The 23,770-nt window shown below is 69.2% G+C and carries 21 protein-coding genes; 11 read left to right on the top strand and 10 right to left on the bottom strand.

The window, feature by feature from the left end:
- Positions 1 to 212: 212 nt before the first annotated feature.
- Entirely contained in the window at positions 213 to 1,100 is an 888-nt protein-coding gene (locus NBG84_RS14745; protein ID WP_250919879.1) for a LysR family transcriptional regulator, read from the bottom strand.
- Positions 1,101 to 1,182: 82 nt separating this feature from the next.
- Here NBG84_RS14745 and NBG84_RS14740 point away from each other — a divergent pair, with 82 nt between their 5' ends.
- Genes NBG84_RS14740 through NBG84_RS14730 form a run of 3 tightly spaced genes read left to right on the top strand, consistent with a single transcriptional unit; the run spans position 1,183 to position 4,602 of the window.
- The gene (locus tag NBG84_RS14740; protein ID WP_250919878.1) at positions 1,183 to 1,902 is read left to right on the top strand and encodes a succinate dehydrogenase cytochrome b subunit; all 720 of its coding nucleotides are present in this window, start codon (positions 1,183 to 1,185) and stop codon (positions 1,900 to 1,902) included.
- A gap of 1 nt (position 1,903) precedes the next feature.
- Positions 1,904 to 3,859: a fumarate reductase/succinate dehydrogenase flavoprotein subunit gene (locus NBG84_RS14735; protein WP_250919877.1), complete on the top strand. Its 1,956-nt coding sequence runs from the start codon at positions 1,904 to 1,906 to the stop codon at positions 3,857 to 3,859.
- Positions 3,856 to 4,602, top strand: a complete 747-nt coding sequence (locus NBG84_RS14730) for a succinate dehydrogenase/fumarate reductase iron-sulfur subunit (protein ID WP_250919876.1) — start codon at positions 3,856 to 3,858, stop codon at positions 4,600 to 4,602. Before NBG84_RS14735 ends, NBG84_RS14730 begins: the two co-directional genes overlap by 4 nt.
- 114 nt (positions 4,603 to 4,716) lie before the next feature.
- Here NBG84_RS14730 and NBG84_RS14725 read toward each other — a convergent pair whose 3' ends face one another.
- Positions 4,717 to 7,101, bottom strand: coding sequence for an ATP-binding cassette domain-containing protein (locus tag NBG84_RS14725; RefSeq protein ID WP_250919875.1), 2,385 nt, complete (start codon positions 7,099 to 7,101; stop codon positions 4,717 to 4,719).
- Positions 7,102 to 7,412: 311 nt separating this feature from the next.
- On the opposite strand from NBG84_RS14725, the gene NBG84_RS14720 reads away from it, so the two are divergent.
- The gene (locus tag NBG84_RS14720) at positions 7,413 to 7,907 is read left to right on the top strand and encodes a phosphatase domain-containing protein (protein WP_250919874.1); all 495 of its coding nucleotides are present in this window, start codon (positions 7,413 to 7,415) and stop codon (positions 7,905 to 7,907) included.
- 335 nt (positions 7,908 to 8,242) lie between these two features.
- On the opposite strand, the gene NBG84_RS14715 is transcribed toward NBG84_RS14720, so the two are convergent.
- The gene (locus tag NBG84_RS14715) at positions 8,243 to 8,458 is read right to left on the bottom strand and encodes a dodecin (RefSeq protein WP_250919873.1); all 216 of its coding nucleotides are present in this window, start codon (positions 8,456 to 8,458) and stop codon (positions 8,243 to 8,245) included.
- A gap of 203 nt (positions 8,459 to 8,661) precedes the next feature.
- Here NBG84_RS14715 and NBG84_RS14710 point away from each other — a divergent pair, with 203 nt between their 5' ends.
- On the top strand, positions 8,662 to 9,924 hold the full coding sequence (locus NBG84_RS14710; protein ID WP_250920065.1) for an extracellular solute-binding protein: 1,263 nt from the start codon (positions 8,662 to 8,664) through the stop codon (positions 9,922 to 9,924).
- Positions 9,925 to 10,023: 99 nt separating this feature from the next.
- On the opposite strand, the gene egtD is transcribed toward NBG84_RS14710, so the two are convergent.
- Genes egtD through egtA form a run of 4 tightly spaced genes read right to left on the bottom strand, consistent with a single transcriptional unit; the run spans position 10,024 to position 14,358 of the window.
- Positions 10,024 to 10,989, bottom strand: coding sequence for an L-histidine N(alpha)-methyltransferase (egtD, locus tag NBG84_RS14705; protein ID WP_250919872.1), 966 nt, complete (start codon positions 10,987 to 10,989; stop codon positions 10,024 to 10,026).
- On the bottom strand, positions 10,986 to 11,741 hold the full coding sequence (gene egtC, locus NBG84_RS14700; RefSeq protein WP_250919871.1) for an ergothioneine biosynthesis protein EgtC: 756 nt from the start codon (positions 11,739 to 11,741) through the stop codon (positions 10,986 to 10,988). The genes egtD and egtC overlap by 4 nt, the downstream gene beginning before the upstream one ends.
- Positions 11,741 to 13,066, bottom strand: a complete 1,326-nt coding sequence (gene egtB, locus NBG84_RS14695; RefSeq protein ID WP_250919870.1) for an ergothioneine biosynthesis protein EgtB — start codon at positions 13,064 to 13,066, stop codon at positions 11,741 to 11,743. Before egtB ends, egtC begins: the two co-directional genes overlap by 1 nt.
- Positions 13,063 to 14,358 carry an ergothioneine biosynthesis glutamate--cysteine ligase EgtA gene (gene egtA / locus NBG84_RS14690; RefSeq protein ID WP_250919869.1) on the bottom strand — a complete coding sequence of 432 codons (1,296 nt, stop codon included), beginning with the start codon at positions 14,356 to 14,358 and terminating at the stop codon, positions 13,063 to 13,065. The genes egtB and egtA overlap by 4 nt, the downstream gene beginning before the upstream one ends.
- A 155-nt stretch (positions 14,359 to 14,513) precedes the next feature.
- Between egtA and NBG84_RS14685 the strand changes: the two genes are divergently transcribed.
- Positions 14,514 to 15,377: a TIGR02452 family protein gene (locus NBG84_RS14685; RefSeq protein ID WP_250919868.1), complete on the top strand. Its 864-nt coding sequence runs from the start codon at positions 14,514 to 14,516 to the stop codon at positions 15,375 to 15,377.
- Positions 15,378 to 15,415: 38 nt separating this feature from the next.
- Here the strand turns inward: NBG84_RS14685 and NBG84_RS14680 are convergent, their stop codons facing one another.
- Positions 15,416 to 16,000: a type II toxin-antitoxin system PemK/MazF family toxin gene (locus NBG84_RS14680; RefSeq protein WP_285366731.1), complete on the bottom strand. Its 585-nt coding sequence runs from the start codon at positions 15,998 to 16,000 to the stop codon at positions 15,416 to 15,418.
- Positions 16,001 to 16,953: 953 nt separating this feature from the next.
- On the opposite strand from NBG84_RS14680, the gene NBG84_RS14675 reads away from it, so the two are divergent.
- The gene (locus NBG84_RS14675; protein WP_250919867.1) at positions 16,954 to 17,976 is read left to right on the top strand and encodes a LacI family DNA-binding transcriptional regulator; all 1,023 of its coding nucleotides are present in this window, start codon (positions 16,954 to 16,956) and stop codon (positions 17,974 to 17,976) included.
- 155 nt (positions 17,977 to 18,131) lie between these two features.
- Entirely contained in the window at positions 18,132 to 18,416 is a 285-nt protein-coding gene (locus NBG84_RS14670; RefSeq protein WP_250919866.1) for a hypothetical protein, read from the top strand.
- Positions 18,417 to 18,479: 63 nt separating this feature from the next.
- Here the strand turns inward: NBG84_RS14670 and trxA are convergent, their stop codons facing one another.
- The gene (trxA, locus tag NBG84_RS14665) at positions 18,480 to 18,881 is read right to left on the bottom strand and encodes a thioredoxin (protein WP_250919865.1); all 402 of its coding nucleotides are present in this window, start codon (positions 18,879 to 18,881) and stop codon (positions 18,480 to 18,482) included.
- 119 nt (positions 18,882 to 19,000) lie between these two features.
- Between trxA and NBG84_RS14660 the strand changes: the two genes are divergently transcribed.
- Complete coding sequence (locus NBG84_RS14660) at positions 19,001 to 20,434, top strand: dihydrolipoyl dehydrogenase family protein (RefSeq protein ID WP_250919864.1); 1,434 nt, start codon at positions 19,001 to 19,003, stop codon at positions 20,432 to 20,434.
- A 494-nt stretch (positions 20,435 to 20,928) separates the two neighbouring features.
- On the opposite strand, the gene NBG84_RS14655 is transcribed toward NBG84_RS14660, so the two are convergent.
- On the bottom strand, positions 20,929 to 21,918 hold the full coding sequence (locus NBG84_RS14655) for a helix-turn-helix transcriptional regulator (RefSeq protein ID WP_250920063.1): 990 nt from the start codon (positions 21,916 to 21,918) through the stop codon (positions 20,929 to 20,931).
- Positions 21,919 to 22,439: 521 nt separating this feature from the next.
- Here NBG84_RS14655 and NBG84_RS14650 point away from each other — a divergent pair.
- Together NBG84_RS14650 and NBG84_RS14645 are read left to right on the top strand one after the other, a co-directional pair.
- A complete protein-coding gene (locus NBG84_RS14650) occupies positions 22,440 to 22,793 on the top strand; it encodes a hypothetical protein (RefSeq protein ID WP_250919863.1) in 354 nt (117 codons plus the stop codon).
- A partial coding sequence (locus NBG84_RS14645; protein ID WP_250919862.1) for a glycosyltransferase family 2 protein occupies positions 22,763 to 23,770 on the top strand: 1,008 nt, incomplete at its 3' end. The genes NBG84_RS14650 and NBG84_RS14645, both read left to right, overlap by 31 nt.

The raw sequence follows: 23,770 nt of genomic DNA, 5'->3' as shown, positions 1-23,770 counted from the left end.
GGACCCGTCCTTCCCGCGAGGAGGTACCTGGCCGAGCTGCCGGACGCCATGGGGCCGGTGCGCTCTGAGTGCCCGCGATGCCGCCGCAACGGCTGAGCTCTGCCCCCACCGGGCTGCCCACCACCGGTTCGGCGCTCACGCCCGGCGCCCGGTGGAAGACCCGCGCGGCACCCACCGCCGGCGCGCGGGGGAGACCGCCCAGTCCGGCGGGCTCACCCAGCCGCTGGGGACGCCAGCAACACCCGCTGGAGCTCGCGCGCCGCCCGCGGTGGAGCAACATCGCTGCGATGCGCCAGCGCGATCGTCCGCCGCAGCCCCGGGCGCGCCAACGGGGTGACCCGTAGCCCCGGACCGGCACGCCCCGCCACCATGCTCGGCACCACCGCCATGCCGAGGCCGGCCCGGACGAACCCGAGCACGGCGTCCATCTCCCCGCCCTCCACCGTGAAACCCGGTTCGAACCCCGCAGCCCGGCAGGCCGCCACGGTCAGCTCCCGCAGGTCGTACCCGTGTCGGAACATCACCAGGGGCTGATCCCGTAGATCCCCGATCCGCACCGGTCGGCGCGGAGCCTTCACCGAGGCCGCTGACACCACCACCAGATCCTCCCGGAGCAGTTCCACCGTGGTCAGGGCCGGGGACCCGGGTGGCAACGGAAGCACGACCAGCGCCAGGTCGAGCGCGCCGCGTGCCAGCTCGCGTACGAGGTCGTGCGAGCCGCCCTCCTCGATCAGGAGCCGAATGCCGGGATGCCGATCGTGGAAGACCCGCAGCACATCGGGGAGCAGCCCCGTGCACAGGCTCGGGGTCGCCCCCAGCCGCACCCGGCCACGGCGCAGCTGGACCAGCTCCTGCACCTCATGCCGGGCGGTGTCGGCGTCCGCCAGGATGCGCCGAGCGAGCGGTAGCAGGGTCTCGCCCGCTTCCGTGAGCGAGATATTGCCACGGGCCCGACTGAACAGTTCGGCGCCCAGCTCCGTCTCCAATGCCCGAATCTGCTGGGAGAGCGAGGGCTGGGCGACATGCACGCTTTCGGCGGCATGGGTGAAGTGACGAGTCTCGGCCACGGCCACAAAGTAGAGGAGCTGTTGTAGCTGCATGCTTGTACGATAGGACATGACTATGGAGATGAGCCGGATCATGTCTTGGACCTCTTGACTCTGGTAGCCCTACCTTTCCCCCATGGCTCTGGCAACACGGACGGACAACGGGAGCGCGGTGCGCAAACCGCCCCCCAAGCGCTCCTTCTGGGGATCGACGGTCGGCAAGAAAGTGGTCATGGCCGTCAGCGGCCTGCTCATGCTGGGCTATCTCGTCGCCCATGTGATGGGCAACCTCAAGGTGTTCTTCGGCCCCGCGGAGTTCAACGAGTACGGCCACTGGCTGCGCACGATGGGCGCCCCGGTCCTGCACCAGGAGTGGGCCCTGTGGATCGTCCGGGTGGTGCTGCTCGCCGCGGTGGTGGCCCACGCGGTCTCCGCGTACCAGCTCAGCAAGCGGGACATCAAGGCACGGCCCAAGAAGTACGTGCACCAGCGCAAGCGCGCCAGCTACGCCACCCGCACCATGCGCTGGGGCGGGATCATCGTCGCCCTCTTCATCGTCTGGCACATCCTTGACCTCACGACCCTCACGGTGAATGAGAACGCACAGCCAGGACGTCCGTACGAGAACGTGGTCGCCACCTTCTCCACCTGGTACGGCAACGTCATCTACATCACGGCGATGCTCGCCATCGGTCTGCACATCCGCCATGGCTTCTGGAGCGCCGCCCAGACCCTCGGCGTCGGCAGCGCATCGCGCGATCGCGCCCTCAAGGCCATCGCCAACGGGCTCGCGCTGGTGCTGACCGCGGGCTTCATAGCCGTACCCGTAGCCGTTATGACCGGAGTGGTGAGCTGAGATGAGCAGCACGGACTACACCCAGTACACGATCGGCGATCCGCTCTTCGACAGCAAGGCTCCCGACGGGCCGATCGCCGAGCGGTGGGATCGCCGCCGCTTCGAGGCGAAGCTGGTCAACCCCGCCAATCGCCGCAAGCACACCGTGATCGTCGTCGGTACGGGACTGGCCGGCGGAGCGGCGGGCGCGACCCTCGGCGAGCAGGGTTACCACGTAGAGCAGTTCTGCTACCAGGACTCCCCGCGCCGTGCCCACTCCATCGCCGCCCAGGGCGGTATCAACGCCGCCAAGAACTACCGCAACGACGGCGACTCGGTACACCGGCTCTTCTACGACACCGTCAAGGGCGGTGACTTCCGGGCGCGTGAATCCAATGTGCACCGGCTCGCCCAGATCTCGGTGGAGATCATCGACCAGTGTGTGGCCCAAGGAGTTCCTTTCGCCCGGGAGTACGGCGGACTCCTCGACACCCGTTCCTTCGGCGGTGTCCAGGTCTCCCGCACCTTCTACGCCCGCGGTCAAACGGGTCAGCAACTCCTCCTCGGCGCCTACCAGGCGCTGTCCCGGCAGATCGCCGCCGGCAGTGTCAACATCCACCCGCGGACCGAGATGCTCGACCTCATCGTCATCGACGGACGGGCGCGCGGCATCGTCGCCAGGGATCTGGTCACGGGCGAGGTCTCCAGCCACTTCGCCGACGCGGTCGTCCTAGCGAGCGGTGGCTACGGCAATGTGTTCTATCTGTCGACGAACGCCATGAACTCCAACGCCACCGCCATCTGGCGGGCCCATCGCCGCGGTGCGTACTTCGCCAACCCCTGCTTCACCCAGATCCACCCCACCTGCATTCCGCGCACCGGCGAGCACCAGTCCAAGCTGACGCTGATGAGCGAGTCGCTCCGCAACGACGGCCGCATCTGGGTGCCCAAGGCGCAGGGCGACCAGCGGCCCGCCCATGAGATTCCCGAGGACGAGCGCGACTACTACCTGGAGCGCATCTACCCCTCCTTCGGCAACCTCGTACCCCGGGACATCGCCTCCCGCGCGGCGAAGAACGTCTGCGACGAAGGCCGCGGCGTAGGCCCCGGCGGACAGGGCGTCTATCTCGACTTCGCCGACGCGGTCGCCCGGATGGGCAGGGCCAAGGTCGAGGAGAAGTACGGCAACCTCTTCGACATGTACGCGCAGATCACCGCGGAGAACCCCTACGAGGTGCCGATGCGGATCTACCCGGCCGTGCACTACACGATGGGCGGACTGTGGGTCGACTACGACCTCCAGACCACCGTGCCGGGCCTCTTCGCCATCGGCGAAGCCAACTTCTCCGACCACGGCGCCAACCGGCTGGGCGCTTCCGCGTTGATGCAGGGCCTCGGCGACGGCTACTTCGTCCTGCCGTCCACGATCAACGACTATCTCGCCCGTGCCCCGTTGGGCGACAAGCCGGACGCCTCCCATCCGGAGGCCGCCGAGGTCATCGCCGCCACGGAGGACCGACTCAACCTGCTGCTCTCCGTCGATGGCGACCGCACGCCGGACTCCTTCCACCGGGAGTTGGGCGAGTTGATGTGGGAGTTCTGCGGAATGGCCCGCACCGAACAGGGGCTGCGCAAGGCCCTCGATCGCATCCCCCAGATCCGCGAGGAGTTCTGGCGCCGGATCAAGGTCCCCGGTGTGGGGGAGGAGTTCAACCAGTCGCTGGAGAAGGCCAACCGCATCGTCGACTATCTGGAGCTCGCCGAACTGATGTGCGTCGACGCCCTGCACCGCAGTGAGTCCTGCGGCGGCCACTTCCGTGAGGAGTCGCAGACCCCCGACGGCGAGGCGGCCCGTCGGGACGACGAGTTCGGCTACGCCGCGGCCTGGGAGTTCGGCGGCAGCGGAGAGCCCCCGGTCCTGCACAAGGAAGACCTCGTCTTCGAGTACGTCCACCCCACTCAGCGGAGCTACGCATGAAGCTCAATCTGCGCGTCTGGCGCCAGCGCGGCGCCGACGCCCCCGGCGCCATGGCGACCTACGAGGTCGACAACATCTCCGCGGACATGTCCTTCCTGGAGATGCTCGACACCCTCAACGAGGAACTCATCCTGCGCGGTGAGGACCCCGTCGCCTTTGACCACGACTGCCGCGAAGGCATCTGCGGTGCCTGCAGCCTGGTCATCAACGGCGATGCGCACGGCCCGGAACGCACCACCACCTGCCAGCTCCATATGCGTTCCTTCGCCGATGGCGACACCATCGACATCGAGCCCTGGCGGGCGTCCGCCTTCCCGGTGATCAAGGACCTGGTGGTGGACCGGTCGGCCTTCGACCGAATCATCCAGGCCGGCGGGTACATCAGTGCTCCCACCGGCGCCGCCCCGGAAGCCCATGCCGCGCCGGTGCCCAAACCGGACGCCGACTTCGCCTTCGAGCACGCCGAGTGCATTGGCTGCGGGGCATGTGTCGCGGCCTGCCCCAATGGTTCGGCGATGTTGTTCACCTCAGCGAAGGTGAACCACCTCAATGTGCTCCCGCAGGGCGCCCCCGAACGCGAGACCCGGGTGCTCGACATGGTCGCCACCATGGACGCGGAGGGCTTCGGCGGCTGCACCTTGACCGGTGAGTGCGCCACCGCCTGCCCCAAGGGCATCCCACTGCCTTCGATCGCCGCCATGAACAGGCAATGGCTGCGGGCGAACCGGAAAGTCAGGCGATAACCACCGCTCACCTTGGTCGCGCGGCCGATGGGTCCGCTTTCCGACGCCGCCGCGGATGGTTGGTGCTGACCCTCGCGCTCAAGAGGTGTCTGCGCCTGCCACGGCCAGGGCCGGTTACGGTGCGATGGGATTCCCTCGTCGCCCGGCTGCCAGATAGGGGGCAGTGCGGCTGCCCGCCGTTGCTGCCACCCTCTCCGGCGTCCCCGCGGCAACGATCCGCCCACCCGCGTCACCGCCACCCGGTCCCAGATCGATGACCCAGTCCGCACCCGCGACCACATCCATGTCGTGTTCCACGATGACCACCGAGTGTCCGGCGTCCACCAGCCCGTTCAACTGACGCATCAGCACCTCCACATCGGCGGGATGCAGCCCGGTCGTCGGCTCGTCCAGGACATACAGGGTGTGGTCCCGGCGTAGCCGCTGCAGCTCGGACGCCAGTTTGATCCGCTGTGCCTCGCCTCCCGACAGTTCGGTCGCGGGCTGTCCCAGCCGCAGATGACCGAGCCCCACTTCCAGGAGGGTGTTCAGGGCGCGGGCGGCCGGGGGGACATCCGCGAAGAAACCCGCCGCCGACTCCACCGAGAGGTCCAACACCTCGGAGATGGTCAACCCCCGGTAGCGCACCTCCAGTGTCTGCGGGTTGTAGCGGGCACCCCGGCAGTGGGGGCACGGGGCGTAGGTGCTGGGCAGAAAGAGCAGTTCGACCGAGATGAAACCCTCGCCCTGGCAGGCCTCACACCGTCCACCTGCCACATTGAAGGAGAACCGTCCCGCCCGATAGCCGCGCGCCACCGCCTCCTCCGTGGCCGCGAACAGTCTTCTCACCGCGTCGAACAGTCCGGTGTACGTGGCCAGATTGGAGCGGGGAGTACGGCCGATGGGTTTCTGGTCCACCGTGACAAGACGGTCGGCGCCGGGGAGATCGGCGGTGATCGCCGCGACCAGTGTGGACTTCCCCGACCCGGACACACCGGTGATCGCCGTCAGAACGCCCAGGGGGACCCGGGCCCTGACCGATCGTAGATTGTGCCGTGTCACCGGACCGATGTGCAGCCATCCGGAGGGCTTGCGCACCGGATGGCCGGGAACGGGGCCCAGCGCGGGAGCGGGGGCGAAGAGGAAGCGGCGGGTCACCGATTCCTCCACCTGGGCGAGCTGCCGGGGCGGCCCGCTGTGCAGTACCCGCCCACCGTGTTCGCCCGCCCCCGGCCCCACATCGACGATCCAGTCCGCACCCCGCATCACCTCACGGTGGTGTTCCACCACGAACACCGAGTTGCCCGCTGCCCTGAGCCGGGTCAGAACCTTCAGCAGCGCCTGGGTGTCCGCCGGATGGAGCCCGGCCGACGGCTCGTCCAGGACGTAGACCACTCCGAAGAGCCCCGAGCGCAGTTGGGTCGCCAGCCGTAGCCGCTGGAGCTCTCCACTGGAGAGGGTGGGCGCAGCCCGGTCCAGGCTGAGATACCCCAGACCCAACTCCAGTACCGGATCGATCCGTGCAAGGAGGTCGTTGGTGAGCACCCGGGTGGTCTCATCCCCGTGGGCCGCGCCGAGTACCCCCACCAGCTCGGTGAGCGGTAGACCCGCCAGACCCGCGATGGTCCGCCCCGAGAAGGTGACGGCCAGCGACTCGGGGCGCAGCCGACCGCCGTGGCACACCGGGCAGGGAGAACTGCTCAGAAAGCGTTCAGCGCGGGCGCGCAGGGTCGTGCTCTTGGAATCCGCGAAGGTGTGCAGCACATAGCGTCGCGCACTCGTATACGTACCCTGGTAAGGGCGTTGGATCCGACCGGCCTCCCGTACCGGATGCACGGTGACCACCGGTTGCTCCTCGGTGAAGAGAATCCAGTCGCGGTCCTTTCGGTCCAGTGTGTGCCAGGGTCGGTCCACGGCGTATCCGAGCGCGTCCAGGACATCGCGCAGGTTCTTGCCCTGCCACGCCCCCGGCCACGCCGCGATCGCACCCTCGCGGATGGACAGCGAGGGATCGGGGACCAGCAGTTCCTCCCGGGTGTCATGGACCAGTCCCATGCCCTGGCACTCGGGACATGCCCCCGCGACGGTGTTCGGGGAGAAGGCGTCGGAGTCGAGGCGTTCGGCGCCCACCGGATAGTCGCCCGCCCGGGAGAACAGCATCCGCAGGGAGTTGGAGAGCGTGGTCACCGTACCGACCGACGATCGGGAGGTGGGCGATGAGCGGCGCTGTTCCAGCGAGACCGCCGGCGGAAGTCCGGAGATCTCTCCCACCGCCGGCGCGCCCACCTGGTGGATCAGCCGACGGGCGTAGGGCGCGACGGACTCGAAGTAGCGCCGTTGGGCCTCGGCGTAGACCGTGCCGAAGGCGAGCGAGGACTTGCCCGAACCGGAGACGCCGGTGAAGACGACGAGGGCATCGCGGGGGATGTCCACATCGACATTGCGCAGATTGTGCTCGCTGGCCCCGCGTACCCGGACATACGGGTCGGTGGGCCCGGGCGCGCCCGAAGAGCTGTGCATAACGCTTCATTCTAGTTGTTGCCGCTGGTCAGGCCCTACCAGAGTCTGACCAGCAGCCATCCGCCCGCCCCGTCCTCAGCGGATCTGTGCGGCGCGTATCCAGGGGGAGCGCGATAGCCTGGCACCGTGCGATGGGCTCGGCGTGCTCAAGCGCTGCTGTGGGCCACCCGGAGCCCCTGGTGGCGGCAGTACGCATTCCGTATCCAGGCCCAGGACCGTTCCGCGGTGCCGCCGGGCGGGCGGCAGTGCCCCCCGGGGGCCTCTCCATCACCCACCCGTCAGGGATTACCCGGCAGCCCTAGGCTGATGGTGTGACACACGACGCCAAGCCACTGGCCATCTTCGACCTCGACGGCACGCTCGCGGACTCCGCGCATCGCCAGCACTTCCTGGAGCGCAGCCCCCGTGACTGGGACGGCTTCTTCGCGGCGGCTCCCCAGGACCCGCCGCTCGCCGAAGGCGTTCAGCTCTGCCGTAGCGCCGCGCAAGAGTGCGAGGTCATCTATCTGACCGGTCGGCCCGAGCGATGCCGCAGGGACACGGCGGCATGGCTGGCGGCGCAGGGACTCCCCAGCGGGGACATTCATATGCGCCGCAACAACGACCGCAGGCCCGCCCGCACCACCAAGTTGGAGACCCTGAAGCGGCTGGGGCAGCGGCGGGAGGTCCGGATGCTGGTGGACGACGACGAGTTGGTGTGTATCGACGCCAAGCGGGCCGGTTTCTCCGTCGTACCCGTCACCTGGGCCGCCGACGCCACGGGCGCAGCCATGCGGGACGCGCAGGAGCGCCAGGGACGTACCTGACCGCGAGGCAGGCCGGCGAACAGCCGCGCACAGGCGAAGGCCGGTGCCTCGCGTCGCGCGAGCGCGCCTGCCGGCTCCCGGCCGGCCGGGGCCCTGAGCCCGACCGGGTGAGGCCCCTTGGCCCCGCCCGCTGGATCCAGTCCCCCAGCATCTGTCTTTCGGCCGTTGTCAAGGCCCCTGCGGAAGTCCGTATTCGCGCGCGGTCGCTAGCCGGGCTGAAGCCGCGTGCACCGTCTCGGCCGTACCACCGGCGCGCGGCCTATGTCACGACTGTCTTACGGAATGGACGCACTTGAGCACCGAATCAATGGCGCTCATGGGTCGGTGGTAGAGGTTCAGTCGCCGTCTTCGAGGCGGAATCCGACCTTCAGTCCCACCTGGTAGTGCTCGATCTCGCCTTCGACGATATGGCCTCTGACCTGCGTGACTTCAAACCAATCGAGCCCGCGAACTGTCTGGTTCGCCCGACTGATCCCGTTGCGGATGGCCTGATCGACGCCCTCATGCGAGGTTCCGACAATCTCGGTGACCCGATAGATGTGATCCGACATGGACGCCACACTCCTCTCGCTACACTCTCGCTACACGCTCTCCACCGTGCCCCACCTGCGGGGTGCGCGCGAGACGTCAGAGATCGCTCGGGGCTTGACCGGCTCTTTGGTGGAATACCAAAATCCAGCCACACCCGTGCGAGCCTGGAGCACGCTTCCCCCCATCGGGTTCACGATTCCATGTCCTCCGTTAGGTGAACGCTGTGAAAATCCGCCCACTCCAACCGTCCGTCGCACTTGTGTGCGCCGCCGCGCTCACTGGCTGCGGGCTCATACCGGGCACCGGGTCCGACACACGCACCGTCCAGGTCTGGCTGATGAAGGACAGCGTTACGGAGGAGTTCCTGGACCGCTTCACCAAGGAGTACAAGAAGGACCATCCCTCGGTGAAGTTGAAGTTCACTTTCCAGGGCTGGAACGGCATCGGGGAGAAGGTCAACGCCGCGCTCAAGGGCAAGGACACCCCCGATGTCATCGAGGTCGGCAACACCCAGGTCCCCCAGTACGCGGAGAGCAACGCGCTGACGGACCTCACCTTGGAGTCGGTGCGCGACCTCGGTAGCGAAGACTGGCTGGAGGGCCTGGCCCAGCCGGGGAACATCAACGGCTCGCAGTACGGCATCCCGTGGTACGCCGCCAACCGTGTGGTCATCTACAACAAGAACATCTTCGCGGACGCCGGGATCAAGGACGTCCCCAAGACCCGTACCGCCTGGCTGAAGCTGTCGGAGAAGCTCAACAGCAACGGCAACCAGGGCATCTACCTCTCCGGGCAGGATTGGTACACCCTGGCCGGGTTCATCTGGGAGGACGGCGGCAACCTCGCCATGGAGAAGGGCGGCTCCTGGGAAGGCACGCTCGACACCGCTGAGGCCAAGCGGGGCATGAACTTCTACAAGAAGCTCCAGTCACACGGCAAGGGCCCCATGAACGCCGATGAGCGCACCCCACCGCAGGAAGGCGTCTTCGCCAGCGGCAAGGTCGCCCAGATCATCTCCACGCCCAGTGCGGCGGCCGTCATCGAGAAGGCCAACCCCCAGCTGAAGGGCAAGCTCGGCTACTTCTCCATACCGGGCATCACCGCCAAGAAGCCGGGCGCCGTCTTCACCGGCGGGTCCGATCTGATCATTCCGGAGCGGTCGAAGCAGCGTAGCGCCGCTATCGACGTGGTGTCGGCACTGGCCAGCGAGCGGTGGCAGAAGGACCTCGCCCGCACGATGAACTACGTGCCCAACAAGAAGTCCCTCGCCACGGTGGACGCGAACGGCCACGAGAGCGCCGCGGCCATGGCGGCCGGAGCGCGAGCCGAGGGCAGCAAGGCCACTCCCAACTCTGCGCAGTGGGCCGATGTCGAGGCCAAAAACCCCATCAAGGCCTATATGACGGCTGTGCTCCAGGGCGAGGATCACCAGAAGGCCGCGAAGGATGCCTCGGACAAGATCACCGCGCTGCTCACGCCGCGCTGATCGAGTCCGCCCGTCCCGACTCGGGCGCGCTCAAGGAGACGTCCCCAGCAGCGGTGGGGCGGAACCGCCTCACGGGTGGTCCCGCCCCATGAGTGGTGCTCAGTGGGCCACTGCCGCCAGTGAGAGGGCGAACCTGCCCGCCGAGTCCGTCCACCACTCGGTCAGTTCCATTCCCGCGGTCGCCAGCTCGGACCGCACGCCCTCCTGCCGGAACTTCGCCGATACCTCGGTCCGCAGCTCCTCGCCCCCTTCGAACGGCACCGCGAGGTTGAGCTCCGGGATCTTCACGGTCAGCGTGGACCGAGCCCGTAGCCGCATCTCAATCCATTCCTCCTCCCGATCCCACAGCGCCACATGGTCGAAGTCGTCGGGATCGACATCCGCCCCCAGCTCCCGGGCCAGCACATGGAGGACGTTCTTGTTGAAGGCGGCCGTCACCCCCGCCGCATCGTCGTAGGCCCGTACCAGAACGTCTTCGTCCTTCACCAGATCGGTGCCCAGAAGCAGGGTGTCACCGGGGTCGAGTAGGCCCCGCACCGATCGCAGGAACAGCGCCCGCTCGGCGGGCAGCAGATTGCCGATGGTGCCCCCGAGGAAGGCCACCAGCCGGGGTCCCGGCGTATCAGGCAGTGCGAGACCCCGGGTGAAGTCCGCGATCAGGGCATGGACCTGGAGAGAGGGATGCTCGGCGAGCAGTGCCCCGGCGGCGCCGGTCAGCGCGCTCTCACTCACATCGACCGGGACGTAACTCTGCAACTCGGGCATGGCCTTCATGAGGTGGCGCGTCTTCTCGGAAGAGCCCGAACCCAGCTCCACCAGGGTCTTCGCGCCGGTGGCCGCGGCGATCGCCGGAGCACGGGCGATCAGGATCTCCCGTTCGGCCCGGGTGGGGTAGTACTCGGGCAGTCGGGTGATCTCCTCGAACAGCTCACTGCCTCGGGCATCGTAGAACCACTTGGGTGGCAGCTCCTTGGGGGTACGGGTCAGACCGTGGAGCACATCGGCGCGCAGCGCGGCGCCGGTGGCGTCCTCGGGCAGGGTGCGGGTCAGCTGGAACCGACTCACGAAGGGCGCTCCTTGAGGGGGGAGAGAAGTACATCGGCACGGGTGGCGACCAGCAGGGTGCGATCGGGCACCTCGAACCAGTGGGGATCATCGTCGTAAGGTTCCGAGGCCACCGCGATGCTCTGCCGCGGCCCGGTGCGGTACCACAGTGAATCGCCCCAGGAGGTCGCCGCGATCACCGCGCCGTCGGTGAGGAGGAAGTTCAGCCGGGACCCGGGTGCCGCTTCGGCCACCTCGGTGACGGTGTCACCGAGCGCCTGACCCGGTTCATCGCCGTTCCGCAGCCGACGCGACACCAGCGCCCAGAGCAGGGCCGCGTCACAGCGCGCCTCCAGACTGAGCAGCTCCACCGCGGGGAGCGATGCCGTGAGCGGTGCCAGCGAGCCGGGCCAGCCCTTGGCCGCGCCGTTGTGGCTGAACAGCCAGGGGCCGAAGGCGAAGGGGGCCGCCGCCGCCTCGCCGTCCGCGCTGGCCTGCGTGGCGTCGCGCACCGCGGCGAGGAACGCGCCGGTGCGAACCACCCGGGCCAGGTCAGGGAATGAGGGGTCGGCCCAGATGGGGACGGAGCGCCGGTACCGGGCGGGCACCGGATCGCCGTCGGCGTACCAGCCCACGCCGAAGCCGTCCGCGTTCACGGTCCCATGGCGCTGCCGACGTGGTGCCCAGGATTGCCGCACCAGTCCATGGGCCGGCCGCACAAGCAGCTCTCCCAGCGCCAGTCGCGGTCCGAGATAGGCGATGTGTCGGCACATCAGCCGCCGCCTCCATCGAGGTCAGCGTCTCGTGCGGTACGGAACCCGGCGAATATCTGACGCCGTACCGGGAGATCCCAGTTGCGGAAGGTCCCACGGCAGGCGACCGTGCCCACCGCGAAGGAGCCGCCGCGTAGCACCTTGTGGTCGCTGCCGAAGAAGACCTCCGAGTACTCGCGGTAGGGGAAGGCGGCGAAGCCGGGGTAGGGCAGGAAATCACTCGCCGTCCACTCCCACACATCGCCGATCAACTGCCTCACCCCGAGGGGGGACGCGCCATCGGGGTAGCTGCCGGCGGCCGCCGGACGGAGGTGCCGCTGCCCCAGATTGGCGTGTACGGGGGTGGGGTCCGCATCGCCCCAGGGGAACCGTCGGGAACGATCGGCCGTCGGGTCATGGCGGGCGGCCTTCTCCCACTCCGCTTCGGTGGGCAGCCGGCGCCCTGCCCAGCGGGCGTAGGCATCGGCCTCGTACCAGCTCACATGGAGCACCGGCTCATCGCCCGGGACCGGCTCCAGCACACCGAAGCGGCGGCGCAGCCACCGGCCGCCGTCCCGCTGCCAGAACAGCGGCGCGGTGATGGCGTGTCGCCGTACCTGGTCGAACCCCTCCGCCGCCCACCAGCGTGGGTCCCCGTATCCGCCGTCCGTCATGAAGTCGAGATAGGCGCCGCAGGTCACCGGGGTGGTGTCAAGCCAGTAGGCGGCCAGGTCACGGCGGTGTGCGGGCCGTTCGTTGTCCAGCGCCCAGGGCTCGGTGGAGGTACCCATGGTGAAGGGGCCCGCCGGAACCAGGACTTCGTCGGGCAGCCCGGGAGTGTGGGTTCGCGGCGGGGCGGGTGCGGTCAGCGCGGCGGGCCCTCGGCGCAGTTGGTGGGTGATCAGCATGGTTTCGTCATGCTGCTGCTCGTGTTGGGCGATCATTCCAAAGGCGAACGCCGCGTCGGTCAGTGGCCCGCCCGCCAGCGGGCTGCGCTCCAGCAGGTCAAGGACCCGGCCCCGCACATCGGCCGCGTACACCCGGGCCTCGGCGGGCGGCAGCAGGGGCAACGAGGGACGGGCGGCACGGGGATGCTCGAAGGCGTCATAGACGGAGTCGATCTCGGGCCGTAGGGCCTCACCTCCGCCGACCCTGCGCAGCAGCCACTGCTCTTCCTGGTTTCCGATGTGGGCGAGATCCCAGACCAGGGGAGACATCAAGGGGGAGTGCTGGGCCGTCAGCTCGTCGTCCTCGACCGAGTCGACCAGGGTCGCGGTACGGGTTCGGGCCTCCAGAAGGGCATCCAGCGCCCGACGCCGTAGTTCATCGGTAGGGGTGTCGGTCATCGACTCGGCTCCTTCCCACAGGTGCCCAGCGCAGGCCCGAGCGAGGGGATACGTAGATCGTCCGCGGGACATCGGCCGCGGCGGACATAGCGCTCTTGGAAGGTGGCCACCGCATCGCACACCGCTCGGGAGGCACCCACCCGCGGCAGGGCGTCCTGGGCGGTGTCGAAACAGCTCACGGCTATGTTCCGCAACTCGGGATCGGCCAGTCCCCGTCGCGCGGCGCTCACCCAGAGCGGATTGATCGGCGCCGGCAGCGCACCCGCGTACTCCGCCAAGGGCTTCACCGTGCGGTAGACGGTCTCGGCGGCCTCGGGGTCATCGAAGAGGGCGGTGACCACGGCCAGTGGCACGATCCAGCCGTCAGGGCCCGACTGGGCGTCGATCATCCGGAGTTCGAGGTGCCCGCGGGGCCGTACCGGCGGGAAGAGGGTGGTCAGATGGTAGTCGAGGTCCTGCCGGGTCGGCGGTCGAGGTGTGCCGGTACGGATCCACTCGCGGAAACTGAGCGCGACGGGGCGCTCCCACGGGCCTGTTTCGGCGCGCATACACATCACCGGGGCATCCATCACATGGGTGGCCCAGGCCTCCCGTGGCTCCCGGTGGAGCGGTGGCGCCACCGGCCGCACGGCATCGAGCCCGGCCCAGACGGCCTGCCGGGTGGACCGCCAGCCGGTCCAGCGGCCACCCTGGGCGGGAGAGTTGGCGAACGCCGCGATGAGTACCGCACCCAGCAGATGGGCGAGCTGCCAACGTCTGCCGTGTCCCAGGGGCCCCGGCTCCTCCTCGCCGGAGTCCACGCAGACCTGGATCGAGGCCGAGCTGCACATCATGGCCCGCCCATGCGGACCCGTCTGGTCCAGATAGGCCTCCATCGCGTCGTAGCGGGGTTCCCGCAGCACCCTGCGCGGCGGCGCCCAGGGGTCGAGCCCCAGTCCGGTGAGGGTCAGGCCGACTGCCCGTAGCGCGGTGCGCACGGTCCGCAGATCGGCGGCGACGGAGTCCACACACTCCATCAGGGAGGCGGCGGGTTGGGAGCTGAGCTCCAGTTGGCCACCGGGCTCAAAGGTGAGAGCCGAGTTCAGGGGGAGGGTACGCACACGGTCGTGGGCGGCGGACAGGCGTTCCGCGGGGACTGGCCGCCGGGGGGCGTGCTGATCATGGATGAGCCATTCCAGTTCCACGCCCACCGTGCGGGGTGGGCCGTTCTTGAAGCAGATACACCGAAGGAGATCTTCTGCTTCCTGTTCCTCTATCGGCCGGCCGTAACCGCCGGCATCAGGTGGATGCATGATCGGCTCCTCTTTCGAAGGCACTCTCAACCTAAAGCCACCCTCGCCGCTTCGCACAAGAGTGCTTTTGTGGATGGTGTGACGGCTGTAGCCCCACTGTCGCTGCCATGAAAAGCCTTTGCCCTGCACTCCGCAGGTCACGCACGATGGCCGCCATGAGCGCACGACTGCGGGGGATCGCCCACCAGACACAGGAGATTGTTGAAAGTGGCTACTATTCAGCCAGCAATGGTCGAAAAGTGGTCATCGCGGCGGAAGTCTCCCAGGCCCGAGAGGGCACTCGGCTGTATGGCCCCGACGCGATACCCGTGGTCGTGGACCTCGACCGCGAGACCGCCTTCGAGGTGACCGCGGAGTCCAGCACCCAGGCCGCACGACGACTTGCCACCGCCGCCCCGGCGCCGGCAGCCGTGCTGAACTTCGCCTCGGCACGCAACCCGGGCGGCGGCTTCCTCAAGGGGGCGCAGGCCCAGGAGGAAGCGCTCTGCCGTGCCTCAGCGCTCTATGCGACGCTGCTCCGCGCACCCGCCTACTACGAGCACCACCGCACGGACCGCAGCCCGTTCTACTCCGACCGGGTCATCCACTCGCCCGGTGTGCCCGTCTTCCGCGACGACCGGGGACGGTTCCTCGATGTTCCGTACACCGTCGGATTCCTCACCTCCCCAGCACCGAACGCCGGGGTGATCGCGATGCGCACCCCCGAAGAGACGCGTCGGGTGCCGGCCGCGCTCGCGTCCCGGGCCGAACGGGTCCTGGAGACGGCGGCCATGGCCGGATACCGGCGACTGGTGCTGGGGGCGTGGGGATGCGGGGTCTTCCTCAATGATCCGCTGATCGTCGCGGGCGCCTTCCACGCGCTGCTCACGGGCGACGGCCGGTTCGCTGGGCACTTCGACCGGATCAGCTTCGCGGTCTTGGACCGTTCGAGGTCGCAGGGCACGCTGGGCGCCTTCCGCCGGGTCTTCACCGATCAGGTGGCGGCGAGCGTTCCCGCCGCTTCCCAGGCAGGGGGTTGACCTGTGGAGGGGCGGCCGCCGATGCGGTCGAGGGCCTGCTACGACCAGCCGTAGCGCTCCCGCAACCGGCCCACCACCAGATCGAAACGCGATCGGTCCAACGCACACGCCTCTCGGCGCATCCCGTCAGGATGCACCCTGAGCACGCGCTCCAACCCGACCCAGGACGGCCGCCCCGCCCGGTCCCAGGAGCCCGACCCGATCGGCACCCAGTCAGGATCCCGCTCATGCGGTTTGCTGGAGAGCTGTACGGCCAACAGGGTGCCGGACTCCTCCCGGGCCACGATGAGTACCGGACGGTCCTTGCCGCGTCCATCGCCTTCGTCGTAGGGAACCCACGTCCAGACGACTTCGCCGGGATCAGGAGCGCCATCGCGAGCGGGTGCGTAGGACGTGCGGACGGGCCCGACGGCAGCGGGCGCGGCTTCGGTGGTGGCCGACCGTCCCACCCGACCGGGCACCGTGGAGCCGGGCGACGGCACCACCGGAGTGGGGGCACCGGCGGAGCGAAAGGAACGGGCGATACGCGAGATACGCGAGAGGATCTTCACCGTGCCACGGTAGTCCTCGCCCGATCCCACCACGCGACGCCGACCGGTCTCCGCGTGGAGGTACCGGTCCATGCGTTCGGTAGAGCAGATGAGTTGGCCCCAGGAGCAGAAGCTCCCGCGCTCACGAGCCCGCCGCTGCCCCCCGATGCGGACAGCGACCTGTTGGGCAGCAGCCCGCGCCCAGTACCGCGACGCCAAGCCATCGCGGTACACGCGGGGTGCCCCGAGCCCGTCACCGTATGCACATCAAAGCCTTCCTCGGCCAACGGCGCCGCTCACTCAGGGGTCGTCACCAAGGGCGAACCGTCGAGCGCCGCGACCACCCTCGGGTGCCGTGCCGCGCGGGGTTCGCGCGCGCGGATCTGAGAGGAGGACCAGCGGGAGACCGGGGCGCGGCCCGAAGCGGGACTCGATCCACGGTCCCCGCCAACTCAGCGGGCGGTGTCCTGGTCCCCGACTCGCGGTGGATCTCACCTCGATGTCCTCGGCTCGGCGGTGGAGGACTGCCGTTCATCTGACCCAACGTCAAATGCGTTACTGGATGGACCACTTCTGGTCCGAAACCGTCGCCAGGCCGAGACCGCAACACCTCCACCGCCCCCGCAGGGTTCAGCCGCGCCGCCGTCCGAGGAGATCGCGGGACCGCCGAACAGGGGCCCGAGGGCCGACCCCACGCCCCTGGGGAGCGGATCGACGAGATCATCCGCATGGCCCCGTGCGCCGTGGGAGGCCCACGGCTGCTACCGCCATGGCCCGGATGCCCACGGCGACTACGTGATATCCCCGCGCCGCGAGGGCCCGATCCGCTGTCAGACGCGATGGTCGGCCATGATTCCGTGGACCAGTAGGGCAAGACGATCGCCCTCGCCCCAGGGAGCGGCCCGCAGTTGCCCGCGGTAGCCCTCCCCTTGGGCCGGTGCGCTGAGTCGCGCTCGTACATCGTCGCAACGGCGCCGTCACCGGGCGCCTGATTCAGCCATGCGCTGTCACATCTGAAAGGATGTTCTGGAAAGATGCCCAGGGCGATGAGCCAGACACCCAAGAAGTCCGCAGAGCGCTCCGTTCCCACCAGCGCCGATGTCGCCCGGTTAGCCGGGGTCTCCCGGGCAACCGTTTCCTACGTCCTCAACAACGCCTCGTCCGTACGCATCAGCGAGGCCACTCGTCACCGGGTCCGCGAAGCGGCCGAAGAACTCGGCTATGTGCCCCATGCCGCCGCCCGCAGTCTGCGGGCCGGCCACACCCGTACGGTGCTGCTGCCCACCGCGGCCTTTCCGGCGGGGCCGCTGCACCAGCAGTTCCTCCAAGAACTCCAATGGGCCCTGCGGCGACTTGACTACACCGTCGTCCAGCACGGCAGCCTCGGCCTCGCCGGGGGTGAGGCGGTCCGTGCCTGGGCCGAGTTGAGGCCCGTCGCGGTCGTGGCACTCGGTGAGGCGGGACTCACACCGCAGGGCGTCGGTCTGCTCAGACGCTCAGGCGCCAAGGCCGTCATCAGCCTCGCGCCCAGACGTGTGGAGGGCGCACACTCCCTGGTCATCGACCAGAGCGCCATCGGCCGTTGCGCTGTCACCCATCTGGTGGAACGCGGACGACGTGCCATCGGAGTCGTCCTCCCGCGCGAGCCAGGCCTGGAGATGTTCGCCGAACACCGGATGGATGGCGCACGCCAAGCGGTGGCCGGTAGCGGGGCACGGATCGAGCCCCTGCCCCTCTCGTACGACGAAGAATCGGCGACCGCACTCGCCGCCCGCTGGCGCACACTCGGGCTCGACGCGGTGTACGCGTACAACGACGACTACGCCATGCTGCTGATGCGGGCGCTCCAGGACGAGGGCGTTGACATCCCGGGTGAGACCGCGGTGGTGGGAGCCGACGACCTGCTCCTGGGGAGATTGCTGCGCCCCCGGCTGACCACGGTCCATATCGACATGATCACCGGGCAGCAACTCGCCGAGCTGGTCGACCGGGCGGTACGCGAACCCGAGGCGGAGCCCGGCACCCACCGGGTGATGGGGGCGCGAACCGTCCATCGCGAATCCAGCTAGACCACTACGGGGATGCACTGCCCACGCGGGCCTGGAGCTGCCACCACACCGAACCTCGGCCACCGGCACGGAAGAACCGCTGCGGAGCCGACTGGCCGGTGCGAACGGAAGCCGACAACGTGCGCTGCCGCCCCTGGGTACTTAGCGTCGCTTACATGAATGCGGCTCACAGCGGAGCGATTCCGCAGCGTTTTGAGATCCTGATCGTGCCCGGGCACGTGGTCGGTCTTGACTCCGCCTCCCTCGCCACTGCCGCGATCCGCTCCGCCGTCGTCACGGCCACCGGCGAGCTGGGAGCCTCCGGCTATCCCCGGTACGCGGGCGACGGCATGGTCGCCGACATCGACCCGTCCACCCGGACGGTTGAGGCGCTGCTCGTCGACGCCACGGAGTTGGACTACGGCCTGTCCGCACGGGCGGTCGCCGTGAACACACCCTGAACGCCCGTGGGCGGGGTGACCCAGGATCGTCCCCCTGGGTCACCCCGATGCCCACCGGGGCCGCTATGCAGTGGCGCTCGGGCCTTCGCCCGCGGCTGCCGCCTTGGCCTGCGCGTCTTCCACGGACTTGCGCACCTCGTCCATGTCCAGACCACGCGCCTGACCGATCACGTCTTCCAGCGCGGCCTCGGGCAGTGCGCCCGGCTGGGCGAAGACCGCGATGTTCTCGCGGACGATCATCAGCGTGGGGATCGACTGGATCTCGAAGGCGGCGGCCAGTTCCTGCTGTGCCTCCGTGTCGACCTTGGCGAAGACCAGGTCGGGGTGACGCTCAGCAGCCCCCTCGTACACAGGGGCGAACTGCCGGCAGGGGCCGCACCACGAAGCCCAGAAGTCGATCAGGACGAAGTCGTTGTCAGACACGACCTGGTCGAAGTTCTCCTTGGTGAGCTCGACAGTGCTCATGATGTATTTACCTCTCCGATGTATACGGTGGGCTCGCCCCCGACAACCGTTCTCGGGGCCGTGCTATTCCACCCCCTGCCCGTGTGGCCAGGAGCCACACCCGGCACCAGACTGTCCCTATGACGACCGAACCTGTGGAGTATGACGTCGTGGTGCTGGGCGCAGGGCCCACCGGGGAGAACGTGGCGGACCGGCTGCGCGCCGGAGGCCTGAGCACGGCGGTGGTGGAGAGCGAGTTGGTCGGCGGCGAATGCTCCTACTGGGCGTGCATGCCCAGTAAGGCCCTGCTACGCCCAGTGATCGCCCGCGCTGAGGCCCGCCGCGTACCAGGGCTGCGCCACCTGGTGCACGGCCAGCTGGATACCGCGGCGGTGCTCGCCCATCGCGATGAGGAAACGTCCCATTGGAAGGACGACGGCCAGGTCTCCTGGTTGGAATCGACGGGTGCCCGCCTGTACCGGGGACGAGGACGGCTCCAGGGCCCCAAGCAGGTCGTGGTCGAAGGGCCCGAGGGCGAACGCCAGGTGCTGACCGCTCGCCATGCGGTGGCCGTATGCACCGGTAGCCGGGCAGCACTGCCCGACCTGCCCGGCCTCCTGGGAGCGAAGCCATGGACCAGCCGGGAGGCGACCAGCGCCGCTGCGGCGCCGGGGCGGCTCGCCGTCGTGGGCGGGGGAGTGGTCGGCGTGGAGATGGCGACTGCCTGGCAGGCGCTGGGCTCCCAGGTCACGCTGGTGGCGCGGGGTGATCAGCTGCTCCCCAGAATGGAGGCTTTCGTCGGGGAGTACGTGGCCGATGCCCTCAGTGAGGCCGGTGTCCGGGTCCTGATGAACAGCGGGGTGACCGCTGTGGAACGCGACGGCGGCACCGGCCCCGTCACCGTGGTGGTGGACAGCGGCGAACGGATCGAGGCGGATGAGGTCCTCTTCGCCACGGGTCGGGCACCACGGACCCAGGAAATCGGACTGGAGACCGTCGGCCACGAACCCGGCTCATGGCTGACGGTGGACGACAGCTGCCGGGTGGCGGGCAGCGACTGGCTGTACGCGGTGGGCGATGTCAACCATCGCGCGCTCCTCACCCACCAGGGCAAGTACCAGGCCCGCATCGCGGCGGCGGCCATCGTTGCGCGCGCCCAGGGCGTACCACTGCTGGAGACCGACCGCTGGGGCGCCCACAGCGCCAGCGCGGACCAGATCGCCGTGCCCCAGGTGATCTTCACCGATCCCGAGGTGGCGGCGGTCGGCCTCTCCCTCGCCGAGGCGGAGGCGGCGGGTCATCGGGTTCGCGCGGTGGACTACGACATCGGCTCCGTCGCGGGCGCCGCCCTCTACGCGGACGGCTACCGCGGCCGGGCCCGGATGGTCGTGGACCTCGATCGCGAGGTGGTACTGGGAGTCACCTTCGTCGGACCTGGCGTGGGCGAACTCCTCCACTCGGCGACGGTGACCGTGGTGGGCGAGGTGCCCATCGAACGGCTGTGGCACGCGGTGCCCGCGTATCCGACGATCAGCGAGATCTGGCTGCGGCTGCTGGAGGCGTACCGGGGGTAGGGACCGCCGCCCAACACCCGGCCGGTGGCGTTGCCCAACCACGCGCACCGCTCGCTTGACGCAAGCGGTGCGCCCCATGCCGTGCTGCCAACCGCAGGGCGGTCCGCGAGCAGCCCCGGCATGGCTGCCGGAGCGGCAGCCATGGGTGCAGTGGCGTCCCAACCCGTGCGCCACGGTGGTGCGAGGCGGGCTGCCCCTGGGGTGTTCTATGGCGCGCGGCCCGCCCGGGGGGTGCTTGTGGGGGCGGGTGCCGGGCCCGCTCGCGCACGCCGGGAGCTCTCGCGTCAGCCCGTCCCCAGTGATGGGACGGTGTGCCGGCCGTGTTGTTCGGCGCCTCCGCTCCGGTGGTGCGCGCGTTGGGTTCCTGCCCTCCTTCCGTCCGATTCCCCTGTCTGGTAACGCTGTTACGGCACCGGACCCCCGCCAGTAGTGCCCGCCATACCCGTACGGCCCTGTGCGGTGTCCGGCGCCGGCCCCTCCGCTGCGGACGGCCGTCAGATCCAGCCCTGGCGGACCGCCTCCGCGCCGGTCTGGAAGCGGCTACGGGCGGCCAGTCTGCCGGTCAGGTCGGCGTTCATCCGGCGTACCGTGCGCAGCGACACGCCGAGACGGCGTCCGACGGTGGCGTCCGTGTGGCCCTTGGCGAGCAGCCGTAGGAGTTCCTTTTCCTGGGGGCTGAGGTCGTGGTGGTCTCGGGGCGGGGTGGGGCCGATCGGGTTGGCCCGCTGCCAGTACTCCTCGAAGAGCAGCCGGGCCACCGTGACGGTGCCGACGCTGCGCAGCTCCAGGGCCCCGGCCCAGACGTCGCCGGGGTCGAGCGAGACCAGTGCCACTTCGCGATCGAAGAGCACCATCGGGGCTTCCAGCGACGGCAGGGTGCGGACCTCGCCGCCGAGGCCGCCCAGCCAGTTGACGTAGCGCATCGTCTCGGGGGCGTTGCGGAAGCTGTCCTGGTAGACGCTGCGGATTCGGACGCCGCGTGCCAGCGCCCGCTGGTCGATCGCCCGGTGGGCGTCCATGTCATCGGAGGCCTGGCCGCACCCGGGCAGCAGTGAGAGGCACTCGATACGGGCGAGTTCGGCGAGTTCCGCGAGGCGCTCGCACATCTCGTGGCGGCCCTCCAGCCGCTTGACGACGTCGTAGCCGCGTGGCGCGTGCGCGGTGCGGTATGCGGTGAGGGTGGAGACGGCGGTTCTCGCGGCCTCTAATCCCCTCTGCTGCTTGGCCAGTTCGGCCTCCCTGCGGGAGAGTAGATAGGAGAGGCCTGCTCCAGGGTCGGTGGCGCGGAAGAGCGGCTGGCCGGCCGCGTGTACCTCTGCCTGGTCCAGCAGGGAGAGGTCGGCAAGGCGATCGAGGGCGTCACGCACCTCCTGCTCGCCCAGGCCGACCCTGGCGACGATCTGGTCGAGCCTCAGCTCGGGCTCATCCAGGAAGAGCCGGTAGACAATCTCGGTCTTCGGGTCCAGCCCGAGAGCGTGAAACATCACTTGCCCAAACCTCCGGGTACGCACGTCATTTCGGTCAAGGGCGCAGGTGCGGGCGCGGGCGCAGGGTGTCGGCCGGGTCGGTCGGCCGAACCGAGCGGGTGCCGCTGGTGAACAACCCCAGGCTTGCCCATGGTATAGACCAAATAAAGAGTGGTGGCCGGAATGTGCCGGGCAACTCGCTGCCACCCTGCCGTCTTGCCAGCTCGGCGTCGACACACGGACCCGTGCGGAGGCGGCAGCCGGGTGCCCGGCCACTGCCTGCCACCCGCGGGGGGTGGTCGGACCCCCGACGGGCTGCCCAGAATCGGCGCGAGGGCCGGATCCGATCCGGGCCCACTGCCGAGGGAGCAGTCACATGACGAGTTCACCGCGCCAACCGGCGATCTGTCGGATTCCGGGCCGAGGAACCCCTCGGGTTGTTGGGGGCGTGATGTCGGGGCCGCTCGCTGCCGCCTCGGGTGGGCCCCCGGTCGGGTTCTTCCGGCGCTGATACCCGAGCGCGCCGCCCCATGTACCTCGTGACTGCTCTGCTGATCCGGGGCGAGAGCAGGGCCGAACGCCTGGCGGAACCACGCGAATTGACCGAGGTCATGCGATCGCGCCAGCGACCGGATACCGCCGGGCACACCGGTGCTCTGGTGCATCTGCACGCCGTCGAGGGACCGGACCGGGTCCATGCCGCGCTCTTCATGGAGGCGGCAGATCCGGTCGAAGCGGAGTGCGCCGCCTTTGACTTTGTCGCCGGGTTGCTCGCCGACCATCGAGCCGTCGGGTGGGTGCTCGCGGCCTTCGGGCGGGCGGAGCCGCCCGACATCAACGAACCGAGAGGACGGGGACCGAAATGCCGATGGTCCGCCCCACCGTGTCCGTGATCATCCCCAACTACAACTACGAGAAGACTCTGGGCGCCGTCCTGGAGTCGGTCTTCGCGCAGACCCTCACCCCGCTGGAGGTGGTGGTCGTCGATGACCGCAGCACCGACAACTCCCGGGACATCGCGCGGCAGTTCCCCTGTGTCCTGATCGAGGCGCCGGTCAACCGGGGGGTCTCGGCGGCGCGGAACCTCGGTGTGCGCAGCAGCCGGGGCGAGATCCTGTTCTTCCTGGACTCCGATATCGCCCTCGCCCCCGACGCCCTCGCCAACGCCGTCGACCTGCTGCTGAGCGACCCCGCCACGGGATGTGTGCACGGTGTCCCCGACCCCGAACCACTCTTCGACGACGGGCCGGTTGAGCGCTACCGCGCGATGCACCAGCACTTCTGGCGACGGCGCAGTGTCGGTGTGGTCGGCACGGCGGTGTTCGAGCTCGCGGCGATGCCACGCGCGGTGTTCGAGGAGGTCGGCCCCTTCGACGAGAACCTGCGGGACTCGGAGGACGTGGAGTACAGCGATCGGCTCGGCGCGGCGTACCGGATTCGGCTGACCGAGACGGTGGTGGCACGGCATGACGACGAGGACCGCATGGTGCCGATGCTCTCCGAGCAGTTCCGGCGCTCACAACTGCTGGTGCCGGTGGCGGCGGTGGAGAGCAGGCGCGGCGGCGGACTGAAGGCCAACCGGCCGGCCGGGGTACTGGCCGCCGCCCTGGTGCCCGCCACGCTGCCGCTCGGCCTGGTGGCCCCCTGGCTGCTGGCGGTGCCCGCGAGCTTTCTGCTCCTGTTCGCGCTGGCCGATCCGCCGCTCGTGCGGTTCGTCATCCGGCGCCGGGGTGCGGGTTTTCTGCTGTGGTTCCTGCTGGCCCACTTCCTGGTGCATCTGGCGCTGGTGTCCGGCGCCCTGGTGGGGGCGGTGCGCTGGCTGGTGGACCCGGGCTTTGGGCCCTCGGTCCGCCGGCGTGCTGACCGTACG

Origin of the sequence: Streptomyces albipurpureus (genome assembly GCF_023701525.1) — a bacterium.
GTDB lineage: Bacteria > Actinomycetota > Actinomycetes > Streptomycetales > Streptomycetaceae > Streptomyces > Streptomyces albipurpureus.
This window is presented reverse-complemented; position numbering and strand designations above follow the sequence as displayed.

Coding starts and splice junctions, on each gene's coding strand:
- NBG84_RS14685 (WP_250919868.1), top strand. CDS start 14,514: ATGAGCGCACGACTGCGGGGGATCGCCCACCAGACACAGGAGATTGTT.
- NBG84_RS14745 (WP_250919879.1), bottom strand. CDS start 1,100: ATGCAGCTACAACAGCTCCTCTACTTTGTGGCCGTGGCCGAGACTCGT.
- NBG84_RS14715 (WP_250919873.1), bottom strand. CDS start 8,458: ATGTCGGATCACATCTATCGGGTCACCGAGATTGTCGGAACCTCGCAT.
- NBG84_RS14740 (WP_250919878.1), top strand. CDS start 1,183: ATGGCTCTGGCAACACGGACGGACAACGGGAGCGCGGTGCGCAAACCG.
- egtA (WP_250919869.1), bottom strand. CDS start 14,358: ATGCATCCACCTGATGCCGGCGGTTACGGCCGGCCGATAGAGGAACAG.
- NBG84_RS14730 (WP_250919876.1), top strand. CDS start 3,856: ATGAAGCTCAATCTGCGCGTCTGGCGCCAGCGCGGCGCCGACGCCCCC.
- NBG84_RS14680 (WP_285366731.1), bottom strand. CDS start 16,000: ATGGACCGGTACCTCCACGCGGAGACCGGTCGGCGTCGCGTGGTGGGA.
- trxA (WP_250919865.1), bottom strand. CDS start 18,881: ATGAGCACTGTCGAGCTCACCAAGGAGAACTTCGACCAGGTCGTGTCT.
- NBG84_RS14660 (WP_250919864.1), top strand. CDS start 19,001: ATGACGACCGAACCTGTGGAGTATGACGTCGTGGTGCTGGGCGCAGGG.
- NBG84_RS14670 (WP_250919866.1), top strand. CDS start 18,132: ATGAATGCGGCTCACAGCGGAGCGATTCCGCAGCGTTTTGAGATCCTG.
- egtC (WP_250919871.1), bottom strand. CDS start 11,741: ATGTGCCGACACATCGCCTATCTCGGACCGCGACTGGCGCTGGGAGAG.
- NBG84_RS14735 (WP_250919877.1), top strand. CDS start 1,904: ATGAGCAGCACGGACTACACCCAGTACACGATCGGCGATCCGCTCTTC.
- egtB (WP_250919870.1), bottom strand. CDS start 13,066: ATGACCGACACCCCTACCGATGAACTACGGCGTCGGGCGCTGGATGCC.
- NBG84_RS14675 (WP_250919867.1), top strand. CDS start 16,954: ATGAGCCAGACACCCAAGAAGTCCGCAGAGCGCTCCGTTCCCACCAGC.
- NBG84_RS14725 (WP_250919875.1), bottom strand. CDS start 7,101: ATGCACAGCTCTTCGGGCGCGCCCGGGCCCACCGACCCGTATGTCCGG.
- NBG84_RS14655 (WP_250920063.1), bottom strand. CDS start 21,918: ATGTTTCACGCTCTCGGGCTGGACCCGAAGACCGAGATTGTCTACCGG.